Below are 17,213 nucleotides of genomic sequence, written 5' to 3' on the forward strand. Positions count from 1 at the left end.
ATAATTAGCTATTTGCTCGCCATCGAACTTTCATATTTTTCGAGAATTTTTTCCGCCAACTTAAACATGGAAATACGGTGTTCCATGCTCTTTTTTCTCATCCACTCATATGCTTCTTCTTCCGAACAAGAGAATCGTTTCATTAGCTTGCCTTTTGCCTTTTCGACTATTTTTCGCTCTTCTATTGACTTTTTCAATAGTCGGATATCTCTTTCTAACAAGTGGAACTGCTCCTGTTGGCTTTTGGCAATCTCAATGGCCGGAATTAAACCTTCTTCTGAAACTGGTTTTACTAAATAGCCGATTACTCCTGCCTCTTTTGCATCATTTACAAGTTCACGTTGACTATATGCTGTTAGTAAAATAACTGCACAGAAGCTAAAATTCCTGATGATTCTAGCAGCTTTGATTCCATCCATTTTTGGCATTTTGATATCCATGATCACAATATCCGGTTTGAATCGATATGCTAAATCAACAGCCTCCTCTCCATTTCTCCCTTCCCCCACCACCTCATATCCCGCTTGTATGAGCATTTCCTTGATATCCATGCGAGTGATTGGATCATCATCCACAATAAGAAGTTTCAATGTGTTCATGTCACCAGCCCCTCCTTGGGAAGCGGAAAAGTAACGATCACTTTTGTCCCAGGGTGATTATGTTCAAATTCTAAAATCCCTCCTAGATCTTCGGAAATGAGGGTTTGACATATTTGAAGCCCTAACCGCCCTTTTTGCTGTACTTTTTCAAGATCGATCCCTACACCGTCATCTGTTACCGCAATAGTCACGATTTGATTTTGTTTTTCTAGCTTAATATGAATAACTCCCTTATCAAGATCGATAAACGCATGGTTAATGGCGTTTTGTACTAATTCATTCATCACAAGCGCTAAAGAACTAGCTTTTTGTGAAGGTAAGTAAAGAGAACATCCTTCCACTTGAATGGTAATCTTTTGATCCGATTGTTTCATAGATGAAATAATGGCATTTGATACCAATTCAATCACTTCCTTGCATTCAATCACATCTGTTCCTTCCAATGAAAGAACCTCATGAATAATGGAGATGCTCGTAATTCGATTGATGATTTCTAGAAAAACTTTTTCAATTTCTTTGGAATCTACTCTCCTCATTTGCAATCGCAACAAACTAGAGATCGTTTGCAAATTGTTTTTAACACGATGGTGAATTTCCCTAATAACAGCTGATTTAATCATTAATTGCTTTTCTTTTTCTTTTAATTCTGATAAATCCTGCAAAAGAAGCACCCCTCCTACTGTTCGATTGTTTCGTTGAATGGAAACAGCCTTTAATTGAAGAAAATGCCTTTCCAATTGGAATTCATAGGAAAACATTCCGCTTTGCTTAGCCAGTTCTTTTTTGATCATGGAACCAAAAGGTAATGAATCTACGTTGGCACCGATTAATAAATGTCCGTTGACTTCAAACATCTCTTTTGCTCGATCATTGGCAAACGTAATTTGATAATCATGGTCAAATAATAACAATCCTTCATGCATCAAGTCTGGAATCGCAACTTCAGACATCGCGATATGATAAAGAGTTTCGCTTAATTGCTCTGTTGCTTCCATTAACAACTCTACATTTTTCTCCTGTTGTATTTTTTCCGTAATGTCTTGCTCCATGATTAATACACCTATTACTTTTCCAAATTCGTTTACGATGGGCATGACATTTTGCTGCATGTTTACATTCTCCTGAGAAACCCCTCTTGATCCGATAACCGGTCTACCGGTTTTGAAGCAAAAGAATACCCCAGGCTCGTTCTCCTTATAAGCAATTTTGCCAACCACGGGGTCGCTATAGAGTGATTTCCCTGTTATTGGATGAGCTTCAGCGACAACGATTGCTTCTTCCCCCCCTGGCAGCAAGCAATCAATAAACACATCTGCTTGTGATAAATCAGAAAACAACTGCAAATACTTCGACAGCTCTTCTATAATCTTGACATCCTCTTTCCTTAAAAAAGAAGCTAACGCAGATACCTCGAGCAGCAACTTTCTACAACTCCCCTTCTTTTTTATTTTCATGTCTATATTTTTTCATTTTTCGCATAATTGGTAAACAAAACGTTTTAGACAATATTTACGAAAGATGCGACAAAATTCGCTCTCTTAATTCTTTTATTCCCACAAACGTAACAGAAGAAGTCAAATAAATGTCTCCTGCAGGTAGTGCGATTCGTAAAAGTCGGATGGCTGTCTCGATATCTGCGTTAGGATGATCGATTTTTGTTACGACACCAATAGGATTAAGAGGAAATCCAGATGCAAAATTTGGGGGTAAAGCACAATCCTTTCGTGTAGCATCTTGAACAATCAATAAAACTTTTGCCTCCAACGCTGTCGCTATTAATGTTCGATAATACATTGGATTTTGACTATATTCACCAGGGGAGTCGATAATCCAGTTTGCATATTCCAACGATTGTGTCTTCTTGACAGGAACATCTTCCTTGCCAAGAAGTCCTTTCGTCAGCGTAGACTTTCCAGATCCTACTGGCCCAATAATAAGCACTTTCCCTTTGCTCATGACCTAGTAATCTCCGCAGTAGAAAATTTTAAAGTGTTAACAAAAAACTCATTGATATGTCGGATCGCTGTCTCAACATCAGAAAGATCTCCAACAATCACGACTGAGCCTGTAAACCGATCGAGATAACCAATCTCTACATGAGCCGATTTTGTGGCAATATCAGCCGCAATAATGGCGGTTTCTGTTGGCGTAACAGTTAAAATCCCAATAGCTCCAGGTTCAGTGATGCCTAGACGCGTATATAATGATTCATTAGGATGAGCAATAATATGAGCCAAATTCAACTGTTTTCCAGGCACAAATTCTTGAATAATGCGTTCTTTTTTCTCCATTCCATCTCTCCTTATGATCTGCCGTATTCAAAACAATCGACAATCCCGACAACAACTGCATCAACAGGGGAGTCCTTGCTGATTAATATTCGAGCAGAGCTTCCCCTTGAAATAATGACCGTTTCACCTTGTCCCGCCCCTATGCGATCAGCACATATCACTTGTGGGCCTGCATCTGTTCCATCGGCGTGAATGGGCTGAACTAACAAAAGTTTTAAATGTTCCATGCCGACCTCTTTTTGCGTAGCCCAGATACTCCCCACCACTTTTCCAAGAAACAAGAGGATCACTCCTATACAAATTTGACCTCAATCCTCTTTTCATTTAATAGGTCTTTTGCTTGCGGCGTAATCAATACTTTCTTATTGACGATCAGTGAATCATTTTCCTCCAAATAATCATGCACCCAGTCTGCTGTGACTACGATCCCTTCAAATCTTTTTCTTTTGCCCTCTTTCTCTGATGAAGGTGTTGGAGACCCACTTAACGTTTCTAAAATGGCTTCATATATTCGTTCTTGTTTTGTAAGGATCACTCCCATGTTTTTTAAATCTTCCTTATATTGCATGAAAAGTTTTTGGTAAGCGGGTGGCAAACATAATTTTTTTAATGTTCTTCGATCAGCACGCTTAATTCCCGGAACATCTTCACCGATGATGACCGGCTTTCCCAAAGTTAATGCAGAAAACACAATTTCCGCTTTAACAGAGCCTTTTAGACCAAGTACGATCCTCGCTGCATCATCCAAATCAATTTCTGGAATCGCTACTACCTCATATTCTTTCGGAAGTTCCAAAGGAGCAGGAGCCCATTCGTCCGCCGCAATCACCTTCGTGGACCCTGTCGACTCAATTTGCTGAAGACCAAGCCATGCGGACGTCTCCCCATCCAAGAACACAACATCATAACTTATTTCTTTATTATCAAGCATGATGAACTGATCTACAAATGATTCGTGAGCTGAGCTATCACAAAAAATAAATAGCACCTTCTTGCGCGTCTTTTGGGCACTGTTCGCTTTTTCCAAAAGATCACGCACAATCGTTTCAATCAATTCCTTCAACTCTACATTCATATTATGATCCATTTCATCACCTCTAAAAGACTGGTGATTTAACGGGCAATGGGGCCTAATCATGCGGTTTCCTAAATTGAAAAAACGGCATGGGCGCCTTAATTCTTTTTGCACTAAAACAACCGATGGAAGGGAAATGTCTGTTTTTCATCGGCTTTCTAAAAGGCCGGTGATTTAGTCAAAAAGGCTGCCAGTCCTAATTATTTTTCAATTAGATAAACCTTTCCAAACCGACTTTCCTTTTCAGATGAAAGCTGCCAATTGCACGCGTCATCCGTTTTTCACCGGCCTTCTAAGCATTTGCGCGAAAAGGCTCCCCATTCTTCCCAATTACTTTGACAAAATCACCTGTCTTTAAGTTCGCTGCATTTGCTTCATCGGTATCAATATGGAAATCAAGGGTAAATCTCTCATTTACTCGAACAACGACTTCTGGAAAAATAATCGATCGATCTGATATGGCTTGAACAATGAGTCGATCACCGTCTTTCACATTGAACTCCTTTGCATCGTTTGGAGACATATGGACATGATTTTTTGCAACAATGACACCTTGTGAAATCGTGATCGAACCGGCTTTTCCAACAAGTGTAATACCAGGTGTCCCTTCAATCGAACCAGACAGCCGAACGGGTGGGTGGATTCCAAGAGTAAATCCATCAGTGCGCGAAATCTCTACTTGTGTCAGTTCTCGGGCAGGCCCTAAGATCCTCACTCCCGACAGAACACCTTTCGGACCAACAAGGGTCACTGTTTCCTGTGCAGCAAATTGTCCCGGTTGTGAGAGTAAACGGTATGGAGTTAATTCGTATCCTTTTCCAAATAAGACTTCCACCTCATCACGAGAGAGATGAACATGTCGATTCGAAACCCCTACTGGAATCCTCCATTCCTTTGTTTTCACGATAGCTTGAATGGAGCTGTTGCTCATTACCTCAATTTTGATTCCATGATCACGCAAAAAGTCCTGGGCAGCGGGCGTTAATCGATGTTGATGCGAAATAAGATAAGGATTTGATAACGTTCCTTTTAGCATTTCCAATCTTAAATACGTTTCCGTAATGACAGCCATTGACTTCTAACCTACTCTCCCGCTTTTGGAAGAAGAAGTTCAATATCTGCATGAGGACGCGGAATCACATGAACAGAGATCAATTCTCCAACCTTTTCTGCCGCTGCAGCACCTGCGTCTGTTGCTGCCTTTACCGCACCAACATCTCCTCTTACTAATACTGTTACCAATCCGCCACCCACTTGCACTTTTCCAATCAACTTTACATCTGCAGCCTTTACCATTGCATCTGCTGCTTCAATGGCTCCAACTAATCCTTTGGTTTCAATCATCCCAAGCGCTGAATATTCTCTCGCCATGTTGAATAACCTCCCCCAAAATTTATAATGTTAAATTTTCATTTCCGATAGTATTCTCTTGACAATCTCTGTAATCTCTTCTCTGCTGACTGTTAAATTTCCGCCTTGATCTACGAAAATGTTCTTTTCCGTTTCAAAAACATCTGCTGTTTTTGCTGGCTGCAAAGTTCCACTCTTGGTAGTATTGCTCATCATTTCCTTTATGCCAAATGTTACTCGTTTTATATTTATCAAGTGCCGTGGTCCGATGTTATCAGATGTAATATTGTTTCCATAAGAGCCACACCCGAGTGTTAAAGACGGGAAAATTCCTGTTGTTGCTCCTATCCCTCCAAATGTTGTTCCAGAGTTCACCACAATTCTTGAAGCTGGCTGCTTTAAAGCAAACGCCTTGATTATTGCATGATCTTGACAATGAATTCCTAATGTATGTCCTAATCCTCCTGTTTCTAATAATCTAATACAGACATCGCATCCTTCCTTCCAGCCATCTACTGTATACAAAGCTAAGATAGGGGAGAGTTTTTCAATCGCAAAAGGAATGTCTTTTCCAATTTCTTTTTCTTCTCCAACTAAAACTTTTACATCTGGAGGAAAAGATAAACCTACCATCTTACCGATTGCTTGAGGTGATTTTCCAACAATTTTTGGATTTAAAGTTCCTCCTGTGAGTATGACAGATTCTACTCTCTCTTTTTCCGTTTCCGACAATAGATACGCACCGTATTTTTTGAGTTTATCGATAAAAGCTTGTTTTATCTCTCTTTCTACGACAACCGCCTGTTCTGAAGCACAAATGGTGCCGTAATCAAACGATTTGCTTTCAATGATATGCCGTGCCGCCTGATCCAAATCAGCGCTTGTATGGACATACACAGGAACATTTCCTGGCCCCACTCCGTAGGCAGGCTTCCCAGAACTGTAAGCCGCCTTCACCATTCCGGGCCCACCAGTTGCAAGAATTACATCTGTTAATTTATGTGACATTAGTTCTCTCGTTCCCGGCAAAGATGGATATTCCATACACTGAATAATATTTTCTGGTGCTCCAGCTTCTTGTGCAGCTTTTGCCATGATCTTCGCAGCTTCTAATGAACACTTCAGCGCTGAAGGATGAGGACTGAAAACAATTGCATTTCGTGCTTTTACCGCAATAAGAGATTTAAAGATGATGGTAGACGTCGGATTGGTTGAAGGAACGACTCCAGCGATAACACCGACTGGCTCCGCTATTTCCCAAACTTGTTTATTTTCATCAGTACCTATAATTCCAACGGTTTTCATATCTTTAATAGCCGCATATACTTCTTTCGCTGCAAAAATATTTTTTATCGTTTTATCTGTTTCATTACCGAATCCAGTTTCTTCCGTGGCCATTCGGGCTAAAAAACCCGCCTGTTTTTCTGCTTCTAAAGCCATACGTTCCACAATTCGATCAATCTGTTCCTGAGACGATTCTGTCAATTTTTTCTGTGCTTCCCTAGCTTTATAGAGAAGATTCCTTGCTTCTTGGACCGATAATAAATCAAAGTCTGCCATCATCATTGAGCGTCTCACCTCCCTGAGCAGTATACATATTGGCTGATCGCGCTACATCAATACTTTTACTATCTCTAGCTCGACTTTTTTTCCTTGGTTCTCTCTTTTTTCTCTCTTTATTAACCAGTTCATTAATCACATCACTACTAGGGCGTGGAATGACATGAGAGGTGCGATACTCTCCAATCTGTTTGGCCTTCTCTACTCCTGCTGAAACAGCTTCCCTCACAGATGCTACATCTCCAATAAAATAAACTGTCACAATTCCTGCATCGGGTTTATGATATGTAATTACCTGGATATCAGCTACTTTGGCAGCTTCATCAGCCGCTGCAATTAACGAAGTCAATCCTATTGTTTCAATCATACCAAGTGCATAATTTTTCATCGTCATGCCCCGTCATCATCCCTTTTTCTAAAAAGATTTATGAGGGTGCCGTGCAATATCCTGTACTGCTTCCGCAAAAGCATGAGCTGCTGCTGTACATGCAGATTGACTTCCAGTTAATAACCCTCCTCCAAAATTTGTTTCAGTCGGAGGAGCATATAGTTCGCAAATTTTCACATCAGAGGCCTTTAGTGCCGCATCTAATCCGTACATCGCTTCAAGGGGGGGCGCTATTAAATAAGCTAATGGCTCGCCTTGTTGAATCCCAGCAATTTTTGATAAGTAACTGCCTGTTCTCGATATTGTACAAGCATAATACGCATGGTTGCCTTCCTCATTTAATGAATAAAAGCAAGGACCATTTTCAATCATCTCCAACACTGCTTCCAATCCACTCTTTACGTCAGAAGGATTTTCTGCCCCCAAAATCCCAATAAACTCTCCAGAGAGAGGCCCCGATGCATGAGCAGAGCCAGCATAAAAGGATTTGGCATATACTACTTCGACCGCTGCCTTTTTGGTAGCTTCATCTAAGGCTGTATATCCAACATCATCAATTGTTAATGTAACTAAAGCAAGACTTCGAATATGAGCTGCTAAATTTAATTTCACTGCTAAACCAGGATCGACATTTGAGATGATTCGACTCGCTAACACTTTCGCCCTAATTGGTGCTCCAATCACAATATTTCCACCTCCTCGAAACAAAAAGGTGCCTATATACAGAGAAGGTATTCTCTGTATATGTAGGCACCTTTGCCTTACCACTTATGAACATGTAAGCATAGACCAAAATAAATTTCTAATGATGATTATATTCATAATAATTTTATTTGTCAATATTTTTTGAACTATAATCTATCCCCATACTCAGATCTAAACACTCTATTTCATTTAGAAAAACCACTTCGTCAAATATCCCAACAAAATCCCCACAATCCCAAAATCCGAATCCCCAAACGTCGTCCCTTCAAATCCAAGCGATCCAAGTACCGGAAGCAACAATGCCGGCAGGAAGGAAATCAAAATGCCGTTAGCAAAAGCCCCCAGCACCGCTCCCCTTCGTCCGCCTGTGGCATTGCCAAACACACCAGCAGCGGCTCCCGTGAAAAAATGCGGAATTAAACCTGGAACGATGACCTTTAACCCAACGAAAGGCAAGATAAACATTGAAAGAATCCCCGCCGCAAAACTTGACAAGAATCCAATAATAACAGCATTCGGGGCGTATGGAAAGACAGCTGGGCAATCGAGCGCTGGTTTCGCATCTTGTACGACTTTATCCGCAATCCCTTTGAATGCTGGAACAATTTCAGCAATAAGCATCCGCACCCCTGCCAGTACGACATAGACTCCTGCAGCAAACGTGATCCCTTGCATAAGAGAGAAGACAAGAAAATTAACACCACCGCTTAACTCCTTCTCGATAAACGTTTTTCCGGCAAACGGAGTAACAATAAAAAATAACAGCACCATTGTCAACGACATGGCCACCGATGTATCGCGAAGAAACCCCAATGACTTTGGCACTTTAATATCTTCAGTAGATTGGGTCTTGTTTCCAAACCACTTCCCGACCCATGCCGATGTAAAATAGCCGAGCGAACCGAAATGCCCTAACGCGATCTGATCCATTCCAGTCACTTGGCGCATATACGGCTGCAAAATGGCGGGCATCAACACCATCAAACTTCCCAAAATAATAGAACCGATGACGACAAGCGGAACACCTGCTACTCCACCCGTCGCAAAAACGGCAGAAATTAGACACGCCATAAATAACGTATGATGCCCTGTCAAGAAAATATATTTAAGGGTCTTCACCATTTTCTGTGATTTCTACTCAATCCTAGAGACATGTTAGCTGGATGAAATAGGTTCATCAGTCAGGATCCTTCTTCCGCATACAGACCACGAAGTTGGTAGAATGGAAACAGTCAAGTGCTTTCCTTGACGGGTTCCATTCTACCAACTATCATACCGATAGCGGAAGAAGGGAGCGCTTAAGCAGCCTGACTGCCTGTAGTGTTCCCTGTACACTCCAGAAATACACGCAAACGAAACCGTTCTAGATTTCGATAGCCATATGCCCGGCGTTTGATGTTTTTGATCTTGTGATTCGTCCCCTCAATTCGGGCATTCGTATATGGGCACAAAAAGTAGGAAAGAATAGGCTCCTTCCACCTTTCAAGCGTGTTGGCTGCTTTCTGAAAAGAAGCAAAAGGGCTCTGTTTGGCTAACTTAATCCATTCTTCCAAGCGTTCCTTTGCTTCATGATATCCATCGGTTCGGTAAAAATCCCGAAACAACTCTTTCAGATAATAAGCAATGGAAAGTGCCGGATACTCCTCCAAGATATCGTCTAATCGAAGCCGTTGGTCCTTACGAAGCTTTTCACAGCCTTTCAAGAGAAGATATCGAGCCTTTTTCAATGGAGAAAATTCCTTTCTTGCTTGATCCAAGGCTTGTGTCACTTTTTGAACCACATGGTACTTATCGATGACAATCGAAGCAGATGGAAACAGGGCGCGAACCGCCTTATGATAAGGTTCCCACATGTCAAGAATCACCGTTTGGACCATTTCTTTCGACAGGATATTTTGGCTCAACAAGTTGATGGCGGAGTCACATTGGCGATCGGTATGCATTCCCATGACCGATCCGGCTCTGGCATCCATCAATACAGTTTCATACTGATGTCCCTTTTTTACAGCGATTTCATCTAAACTAAGCACCATTCCTTCTTGAGAAGATGCTTCTATCGCTGTTTGACGCTCTTTTGCTTTTTTCGATGCGATGGAGTAATAAATGCGTTCCAATGTTGTATATGGGATGCGGTGCTTTCGGCTAACCTCTTGAATGGTGGAGCCTTCGCAAAGTTCATACAAGTACTCACAAAATCGATTGGTGTAGTGTTGATTGGGTGGAATCGATTCCAAAGAGGCGGAAAACACTTGAGAACAATTCCAGCACCGATAGCGCTTTACCTTTATGAACAAGTACACCGGTTGATGGAAAATCGCCAAATCCCGTACTTTTCTTGTCCGTCTGTCGTGGACAGAGGAAGTGGCAAACCCACAATGAGGGCAACGTTCCTGTGTCTCTGTTTTCTCTACATGAATCGCATAACCATAGGAAAGAAGTTCTTGTTTAATCACTTTAAATTCTGGCAATCCTAGTGGTATAGAAAGCACTTACGAGACCTCCTTAATGTTTATTTCACCGCTAACATTATTGCCAGGATCTCGTCAGTGCTTTCTCTTTTTTGTCACTAAATCACAAAATTTGGTGATGAACCATATTTAAAAGGGGTCAATCGCGCAATCAAGATGTTCACTACCATTCCAAATAACATGATCAGCGCTGTTTCTTTTCCAAATGTTTGTTGGGCAATAGCCACAATCGCTTCATTATTTGGAATAACTCCCTTAATATGAAAAGCTTTTTCGAACATTTTCCCAAAAATATTCAACGAACCGATTAAAATATTGGCCCCGCCGCCAAGAATGATAAATCCCATGACAGTCTTTAATGTGCCTGAAACGATCTCTGGAAAACTTTTTCTTTGCAGCAACAAACCGATTAAGGCAAACAATCCCACTAGAATGGCCGGTGAACCAAGCACATCTTTCATAAGGAAATCAAACATCGGATGTTCCCCCTTTCACTCATAAGAGAGCTATTATATGGACTTTTTTCTTATATATAAGTTGCAATAAAGAAATTCCGATTTTTCGCTTCCGCTTTTATCTCAATACGAGCTGATATGATATAACGTGGAAGGTAGTAAGCTGGATGTAAAACAAAATTTCAACTTATATAGATTTTTCTTTGTCGCAGGCGTATCGCCTGCTTTTTTATTGTTGTTACAATCTCTCCCTTAAAACTCGCTTTAATTCATCAAGATCAAGAATATTCGTCAACTTGGCTACATTGCGTGTACCGTCATCAAGTACTTCCACTAAATCTCTCGCTCCAAGATATAAATCCGCTTTTTCTGTTTGGCCGGTTGTTAAATCTGTATGGGACACTTCAGCTTCGATTCCTAGTTCGTTCAACACCTTTTTCACATTCATTTCGATCATAAAACTGCTGCCTAGCCCGTTTCCACAAACAACCAGAATTTTCTTCATCCTTCCCGCCTCCCATTTGCTTTTTTATTAAGAGCACATTTCCACTAATGCCAATACTTCTTCTACAGATCCAGCTTTAAACAACATTTGAATATGTTCTTGATTGGACAACAATGTTGTCAGCTGGGATAACGCTTTTAAATGAGTCTCATGATCAATGGCAGCCAACACAATGAGGACATATACCCGATGTTCTTCCCCGTTAGAAAACAAACAACCTTTTTTGATTCGAAGAAAGCTCATGCCAAGTTTTTTTGCGCCTTGCTCCGGCCGGGCATGAGGCAAGGCCACTCCTGGTGTAATCACAATATAAGGCCCGAGTGTGAGAACGTTTTGAATCATAGCTTCAATATATTCACTTGTAATATAGCCCTCTTCCAATAACGGTCTTGCTGCTAACACAATCGCCTCTTTCCAATCACCCGCCTCTTCAATAATCTGAATGTGTCGCTTCGTAAGCAAATCTTTTAGCATCGGTTTTTGCCAATTCTCCTTTCTTTTGCTGTGGCTAAAGTAATCATTTAGTTCTTGATATAATGTCTTTTCATCGATGACCGTTGCGTGTTTTTTGATGATGTCCATCACCGCTTCGAGACCAAGGGATGTGGTTTCCGTCCATCCCTCGATCTCCCGTAAAAGCAACATTTTATCCTCCGTTGTTAAAATGGGGCGAACCGTATAAACAGGTACATCCTTCGGTTGCAATGGCGTTGTCGTCACCACAAAATCTACATGTCCCGCAAGAGAAATATAATCATATTCTCTTGCTGAAACGATGCCAATGACATCGACCGTTGATAACAGTTCCCCCAATTGTTTTTGCAACATTCGCGATGTTCCAATCCCGCTCTCGCAGACGATCAACACCTTTTTCCGTACCAGAACCGACACCCCCTCTCTGTCCAACCATCCGCCAAAATGCATGGCGATATAAGCAATTTCATCGTCGCTGACCGTCTGGCCAACTACACTTTCTAAATGATGGACGACTTTTTTCGTTAAGATAAATAAATCTGGATAGTTCGTTTTAACCGATTCAGTCAGATCGTTTTGTATATACATGCTCATTAAAAAGTTAACTTTCGTATAACCGATGCACACTCCGGTTATCCTGTTCCTAAGGAAACCTATGGAAAAGGAGCGGGATCATTCATGAAACGTCTCAACATCACCCATGATCACGGATGGACGCCACGGACGCTTCGCAAACAGGAACGGAAAATCAAAAACGCGCTTCTTCGCCAACGGGTGATGGCGGTTCGTTTGGTCATGGAAGGTTATTTGGGCAAAGAGGCGGCCTCCATGGTCAACGTGTGCCGACAAACCGTTTCCCATTATGTGTCGCTGTTCAATGAAGGCGGTCTGGAGCTCTTGCTTCATCGGGATTTCGCCCCTGGACGGGAGCCGTTTCTCACCGAAGAACAGCAGGAAGAGATCAAACAGCTTGTGTTGACCACCACTCCCGCGGAACTGGGCCGGGACGTCGCTTCGGCCTGGAACACCAAACTCCTGCAATCCTATGTCGAAAAGCACTTTGGTGTTTGCCTTTCCCGTGAAGCGCTGCGAAAACTCCTGCACCGTCAAGGTCTGTCATGGACTCGCCCTACGTACACGCTGGCGAAAGGGAATCCGGATGAGCAAAAGCAATTTGAAAAGCAAATGGATTTGATAAAAAAAACTTGATCACCAAGGAGACAGAAGATGCCGTTCTTCTGTACATCGATGAAACGCATATCCGCTCTTATCATGTCTTGCGATCCACTTGGTCCGAGGTCGGTCGTCAAAAACGTGTGCCGACATTCGGCCATCATGCCCATGTTTCGGTATTTGGCGCGGTGAACGTCCACGATGGGGACATCGTGCTTCACCAAACAGAAGCCGCCAACGCTGCGACGTTCTTGGATTTCTTGCGCCTGCTCAAAGAGCGGCATCCCAACCGGATCATTGCGCTCGTCTTGGACAATGCCCGGATTCATCACGCTCGAATGGGGAAGGACTTTTTGCGAGAAGAAGGACAATGTTTTCATTTCCTGTATCTGCCTCCCTACTCGCCGCAGCTCAACCCGATCGAGCGTTTGTGGAAATGGCTGAAGGATACGATGATCGCCAACGCCTTTCACAAAGACCGCCACGAGATCGTGCAAGCGGTTCAACGATTTGCTCATTACATTCAGGAACGCCCGGAGGAAGTGTTGCGGCGCTTGGGGTGTTCCGCGTAATCGAAAAGTTAACTTTTCAAGGTGCATTTATATAGATGAAAACCGTATTTCAGTCGATAATAGGCAGGCTTCATATGAACCAATAAATTTTTTTCCAACTCTTCGCGACGCTTGAATTGTACACAGGCATAAGTTTGAAAATCATCCACCATATGTCGAATGATTCGTCTCAAAGTAGAGATGTCATCGTTCTGATCGATTTGCTTGTCATCTGCAACTCGAAAACTGAGTAAATGGGTCGTCAAATAACAAACCTCATCATCGGGAATAGATATTTGGGAAACGTTTTCAATTTGTCTAACGAGATGATCGGCGATCTGATATTCCCGCATTGATCTTAGCACTTCTTTTTCTTGCTCATCCATTTGCACAAATTTACCTCTAGCCCACCGTCTTTGGAACAATGCGAGATAAATAGGTAAAGTTTGAATAACCTCACCCGTATAGCGAATAGAAAAAGCAGACTCGAATTGGCGAATCCAATCAAAGATTGGCCATTGACACTCAGCTGACAACTCTGCAGCGAAATGCTGGTCATCCATCGCCACCAATAGTTGATGAACATAAAAAATCATCAATTTCCTCTTTTGGATTTCTCTCCCTGATACAAAATACCCTTTTTTGCGATGGAATGACAATTGCAATTGAAATGACTGCCAATCTTCTTTCAGTTCCTTTATGTCATTTAGCAACGTGCTCCTGCTTACCTGTAATTTATCTAAAAAATCAGACAAATACAACGGATGAACGCGAGTCAAAATCCATAAACCAATCCAAGCTTTTCGCTCCCATGACTGATATGTGTAATGTCGGGCAGGTTGTAATGTGTTCCATTTTGTTGTTATTTCCTGTTTCACTTCATCATCCAAGCGAAATCCGAGCCCGCGTGCATATTGAATCGGCTTCACCCCTTTATGACGCAACCATTCATTCGTTTTTTGTATATCGTAATAAATCGTTCGCTTGGATACATTCAATGATTGCGCCAATTTGTCAGCGGTAAGATAAAGAGAAGAGCGAAGCAACAACTTTACAAGTTGGATACAACGGGCATTGAGCATCATGATGGAGCGCTCCTTTTTATTTAGTTGTGCAAATTCTTGGACTTTTGATTAGAGAATCCGGATTCTCCTTACTGTTCATTATAGTTGATTTTCTTAAAAGGATAAGCCCAAATTCCAACATCCCAATTGTGCAAAGATTAGACTTATTCAATAAAGAAGCCACACGACCGACTTGTGTGGCACCATCTAAACTATCTGCTCCTTCCTTGTCCGAACTCCTGCACTAACCATGCATGGACGCTTCCTAAGAAGGAGTGACCCCAAGGCAGTTGTATTGCCCTAATTTTTCTTCGACTTATCTTTGCACGATTATATCCTGGATCGTAAAGAATAGTTCAATCCTCATCCATTAAATATCGTTCCCATTGGTCTTTGTCAGACGAACGATGAGGTTCATATCCGCTTCCTGTTCCTATTAACCGTAGCAGTGCGATAATTAATGCCAAACGGATCAGAATACGTCGTAGTCTTCCTCCTATATTAACCCGCATAACAATAAAATCATCGCCGACTCCCAACAATGTCCCGTGAAATTTTCCATGCACCGTCACAACAGTTACACGCTGCCCAATTAGCTGACGGGCTTGATGTTTAAAATCCATCGTTTCTCCTCCTTTCTACACTAACTATGTAATGTTGACAGGAGAAAAAGGTATGGTCATGATAACCAATGCAACAGCGGATTTTTTAACATCACTTGCCAAGAAGCCTTCCGCCTCCAAACAGAATGTAGATGTAAAAAACACATATACGGCAAAAATCAAAAAATCCTCCCAGCCAATAAAGGCTAGGAGGATCAGATTCTTTAACGAATCCCTTTCATCAATCTCTCGATTCTTGGAGAGATGGCCAATAAAATCAAGCCTAGTACAATCGCCGCACCGCCGATCGTGCCGAAATACATCGTTTCGTTTTCCGGGGTGTAAAAGCGCACCAACTGAGCATTGATCGCTTGCGCGGCGGCGTTCGATAAAAACCAAAGGCTCATCGTTTGCGCTGAGAAGGCCGCAGGCGCAAGTTTCGTCGTCGCCGACAGGCCGACCGGCGACAGGCAAAGCTCGCCAAGCACGACGATGAAGTAGCTCAACACGAGCCAAATCGGATGGACAAGCCCTCCGCCGCTCAAATGACCCGGAACGAGGATGACGATGAACGACAGGCCGGCAAACAACAGGCCGAACGCGAATTTTTGCGGGATCGTCGGCTGCCGTTTGCCGAGCTTCACCCACATCCAGGCGAACACCGGTGCTAAAGCGATGATAAATAACGGGTTCAGCGATTGGAACCACGCAGGCGACAAGTGGATGCCTGCTACATCCAACTGCGTCCGCTTATCCGCATAGTTTGCCAAAATCGTCGATCCTTGCTCTTGAATCGCCCAAAACATCGCCGAAGCGATAAACAGCGGAATGTAGGCGATCACACGCGGCCGCTCTTCCGCTGCCGTTTTCGGGCTGCGGTACATCACGACAAAATAGATGATCGGGATGATGATTCCTAAGATGCCGACAAGAGAAATAAACGTTTCCACAGTAAACAAACCGTTCGGAATCAAGATCGCAAGCAGCACGGCAATGACGACTGCTCCCACGGCGATGATCGTTGCCGCTTTTTTCTTTTCCGCTGGCGTCAATGGATTCGGCACGTACGTCCCCGCCAACCCGAGATTTTTCTTTCTTGTCGCGATGAAGACAATCAATCCGAGAAACATCCCGACAGCCGCAAGTCCGAAGCCGAGATGGAAATTGTACTTCATCCCCACCGTGCCGACAACTAACGGAGCAAGGAACGCTCCAAGGTTAATGCCCATGTAAAAAATGCTGAATCCAGCATCGCGGCGGTCATCGCCTTGTTGATACATATCGCCGACAATGCTCGATACGTTTGGCTTCAATAAACCGGTGCCAAGAACGATGAGCGCCATGGAGACAAACAGCGCTGTTGCTCCGCCCGGCAGCGCCAAGGCGATATGACCGGCCATGATCAATATGCCACCGTACAAGACCGCCCGCGATGTCCCAAACACTCGGTCAGCGAGCCAGCCGCCGATGATTCCGGACATGTACACAAGCGCGCCATAAATCGACATAATCGCAAGCGCCAAATGTTCGTCCAGGCCAAGGCCGCCTTTTGACACTTCGTAGTACATATAATAAACCAAAATGGCGCGCATGCCGTAGTACGAAAAGCGCTCCCAAAACTCCGTGAAAAAGAGCGTGAACAGCCCTTTCGGATGGCCGAAAAAGCCGCGTTGTGGAACGCTGGCGGCGATTTGTTGCTTGTCGATCGATGCCATAACCACTACCTACCTCCTTTAAATTCTTTTAATATAATAATTCATTATGTTTATATTGTCAAAAAAATTTTGCATGATTCATAATTGTAATTATAAAACATCAATATTAAGAAAAATAATATTATTTATAAAAAATAAAAATATGTCTCGCTTTTCGTTTTTTCATTGTACAGAAAAAACCTTTTCCGTGTTTTGTTGATCATGTATAATCAATGGCAGGGAATCGCCGTTTCCCCAA

The 17,213-nt window shown here is 42.6% G+C and carries 19 protein-coding genes and 2 pseudogenes; 2 read left to right on the forward strand and 19 right to left on the reverse strand.

All coding sequences use genetic code 11. The annotated features are described in order from the left end of the window. Positions 1-8: 8 nt before the first annotated feature. The 16 genes and pseudogenes from LG52_RS08165 to LG52_RS08240 form a co-directional block, all read right to left on the reverse strand. Entirely contained in the window at positions 9-599 is a 591-nt protein-coding gene (locus LG52_RS08165; protein WP_044731552.1) for an ANTAR domain-containing response regulator, read from the reverse strand. Beyond that, the gene (locus LG52_RS08170) at positions 596-2,020 is read right to left on the reverse strand and encodes a sensor histidine kinase (RefSeq protein WP_052523783.1); all 1,425 of its coding nucleotides are present in this window, start codon (positions 2,018-2,020) and stop codon (positions 596-598) included. The genes LG52_RS08165 and LG52_RS08170 overlap by 4 nt, the downstream gene beginning before the upstream one ends. Before the next feature lie 88 nt (positions 2,021-2,108). Then, positions 2,109-2,555, reverse strand: coding sequence for a EutP/PduV family microcompartment system protein (locus tag LG52_RS08175; protein WP_044731554.1), 447 nt, complete (start codon positions 2,553-2,555; stop codon positions 2,109-2,111). Beyond that, positions 2,552-2,890: an ethanolamine utilization microcompartment protein EutS gene (eutS, locus tag LG52_RS08180; protein ID WP_044731555.1), complete on the reverse strand. Its 339-nt coding sequence runs from the start codon at positions 2,888-2,890 to the stop codon at positions 2,552-2,554. Before eutS ends, LG52_RS08175 begins: the two co-directional genes overlap by 4 nt. Before the next feature lie 11 nt (positions 2,891-2,901). After that, a complete protein-coding gene (locus LG52_RS08185; protein ID WP_044731556.1) occupies positions 2,902-3,171 on the reverse strand; it encodes a EutN/CcmL family microcompartment protein in 270 nt (89 codons plus the stop codon). 11 nt (positions 3,172-3,182) lie between these two features. Continuing rightward, on the reverse strand, positions 3,183-3,977 hold the full coding sequence (locus LG52_RS08190) for a hypothetical protein (RefSeq protein ID WP_082055786.1): 795 nt from the start codon (positions 3,975-3,977) through the stop codon (positions 3,183-3,185). Between the two features lie 280 nt (positions 3,978-4,257). Continuing rightward, positions 4,258-5,037, reverse strand: coding sequence for a phosphate propanoyltransferase (pduL, locus tag LG52_RS08195; protein ID WP_044731557.1), 780 nt, complete (start codon positions 5,035-5,037; stop codon positions 4,258-4,260). A gap of 11 nt (positions 5,038-5,048) precedes the next feature. Next, on the reverse strand, positions 5,049-5,336 hold the full coding sequence (locus LG52_RS08200) for a BMC domain-containing protein (RefSeq protein ID WP_017435945.1): 288 nt from the start codon (positions 5,334-5,336) through the stop codon (positions 5,049-5,051). Positions 5,337-5,366: 30 nt separating this feature from the next. Then, on the reverse strand, positions 5,367-6,878 hold the full coding sequence (locus LG52_RS08205; RefSeq protein ID WP_075261692.1) for an acetaldehyde dehydrogenase (acetylating): 1,512 nt from the start codon (positions 6,876-6,878) through the stop codon (positions 5,367-5,369). Continuing rightward, a complete protein-coding gene (locus LG52_RS18500; RefSeq protein WP_075261691.1) occupies positions 6,862-7,263 on the reverse strand; it encodes a BMC domain-containing protein in 402 nt (133 codons plus the stop codon). The genes LG52_RS08205 and LG52_RS18500 overlap by 17 nt, the downstream gene beginning before the upstream one ends. 27 nt (positions 7,264-7,290) lie before the next feature. After that, the gene (gene eutL, locus LG52_RS08215; RefSeq protein WP_044733161.1) at positions 7,291-7,944 is read right to left on the reverse strand and encodes an ethanolamine utilization microcompartment protein EutL; all 654 of its coding nucleotides are present in this window, start codon (positions 7,942-7,944) and stop codon (positions 7,291-7,293) included. A gap of 213 nt (positions 7,945-8,157) precedes the next feature. Then, positions 8,158-9,087: pseudogene (locus LG52_RS08220) on the reverse strand (PTS ascorbate transporter subunit IIC); the annotation flags it as partial. Between the two features lie 179 nt (positions 9,088-9,266). Further along, positions 9,267-10,457, reverse strand: a complete 1,191-nt coding sequence (locus tag LG52_RS08225) for an ISL3 family transposase (RefSeq protein ID WP_044731559.1) — start codon at positions 10,455-10,457, stop codon at positions 9,267-9,269. 104 nt (positions 10,458-10,561) lie between these two features. Then, positions 10,562-10,912, reverse strand: a pseudogene (locus LG52_RS08230) (PTS transporter subunit IIC); the annotation flags it as partial. A 217-nt stretch (positions 10,913-11,129) separates the two neighbouring features. After that, positions 11,130-11,396, reverse strand: a complete 267-nt coding sequence (locus LG52_RS08235) for a PTS sugar transporter subunit IIB (protein ID WP_044731561.1) — start codon at positions 11,394-11,396, stop codon at positions 11,130-11,132. Positions 11,397-11,423: 27 nt separating this feature from the next. After that, the gene (locus tag LG52_RS08240) at positions 11,424-12,497 is read right to left on the reverse strand and encodes a BglG family transcription antiterminator (RefSeq protein ID WP_231578565.1); all 1,074 of its coding nucleotides are present in this window, start codon (positions 12,495-12,497) and stop codon (positions 11,424-11,426) included. A gap of 51 nt (positions 12,498-12,548) precedes the next feature. On the opposite strand from LG52_RS08240, the gene LG52_RS20810 reads away from it, so the two are divergent. Both LG52_RS20810 and LG52_RS20815 read left to right on the forward strand, forming a co-directional pair. Further along, a complete protein-coding gene (locus tag LG52_RS20810) occupies positions 12,549-13,079 on the forward strand; it encodes an IS630 family transposase (protein WP_044731562.1) in 531 nt (176 codons plus the stop codon). After that, the gene (locus tag LG52_RS20815; protein WP_044731563.1) at positions 13,076-13,615 is read left to right on the forward strand and encodes an IS630 family transposase; all 540 of its coding nucleotides are present in this window, start codon (positions 13,076-13,078) and stop codon (positions 13,613-13,615) included. Before LG52_RS20810 ends, LG52_RS20815 begins: the two co-directional genes overlap by 4 nt. A gap of 8 nt (positions 13,616-13,623) precedes the next feature. Here LG52_RS20815 and LG52_RS08255 read toward each other — a convergent pair whose 3' ends face one another. The 3 genes from LG52_RS08255 to LG52_RS08265 all read right to left on the reverse strand — a co-directional run bounded on the left by LG52_RS08255 (position 13,624) and on the right by LG52_RS08265 (position 16,975). Continuing rightward, entirely contained in the window at positions 13,624-14,679 is a 1,056-nt protein-coding gene (locus LG52_RS08255) for a BglG family transcription antiterminator (RefSeq protein ID WP_231578651.1), read from the reverse strand. Positions 14,680-15,014: 335 nt separating this feature from the next. After that, positions 15,015-15,281 (reverse strand): DUF2642 domain-containing protein, encoded by a 267-nt coding sequence (locus tag LG52_RS08260; RefSeq protein ID WP_044731564.1) that lies wholly within the window; start codon positions 15,279-15,281, stop codon positions 15,015-15,017. A gap of 203 nt (positions 15,282-15,484) precedes the next feature. After that, positions 15,485-16,975, reverse strand: a complete 1,491-nt coding sequence (locus tag LG52_RS08265; RefSeq protein ID WP_044731565.1) for a peptide MFS transporter — start codon at positions 16,973-16,975, stop codon at positions 15,485-15,487. Positions 16,976-17,213: the final 238 nt, after the last annotated feature.

This window comes from Geobacillus kaustophilus (assembly GCF_000948285.1).
GTDB lineage: Bacteria > Bacillota > Bacilli > Bacillales > Anoxybacillaceae > Geobacillus > Geobacillus thermoleovorans_A.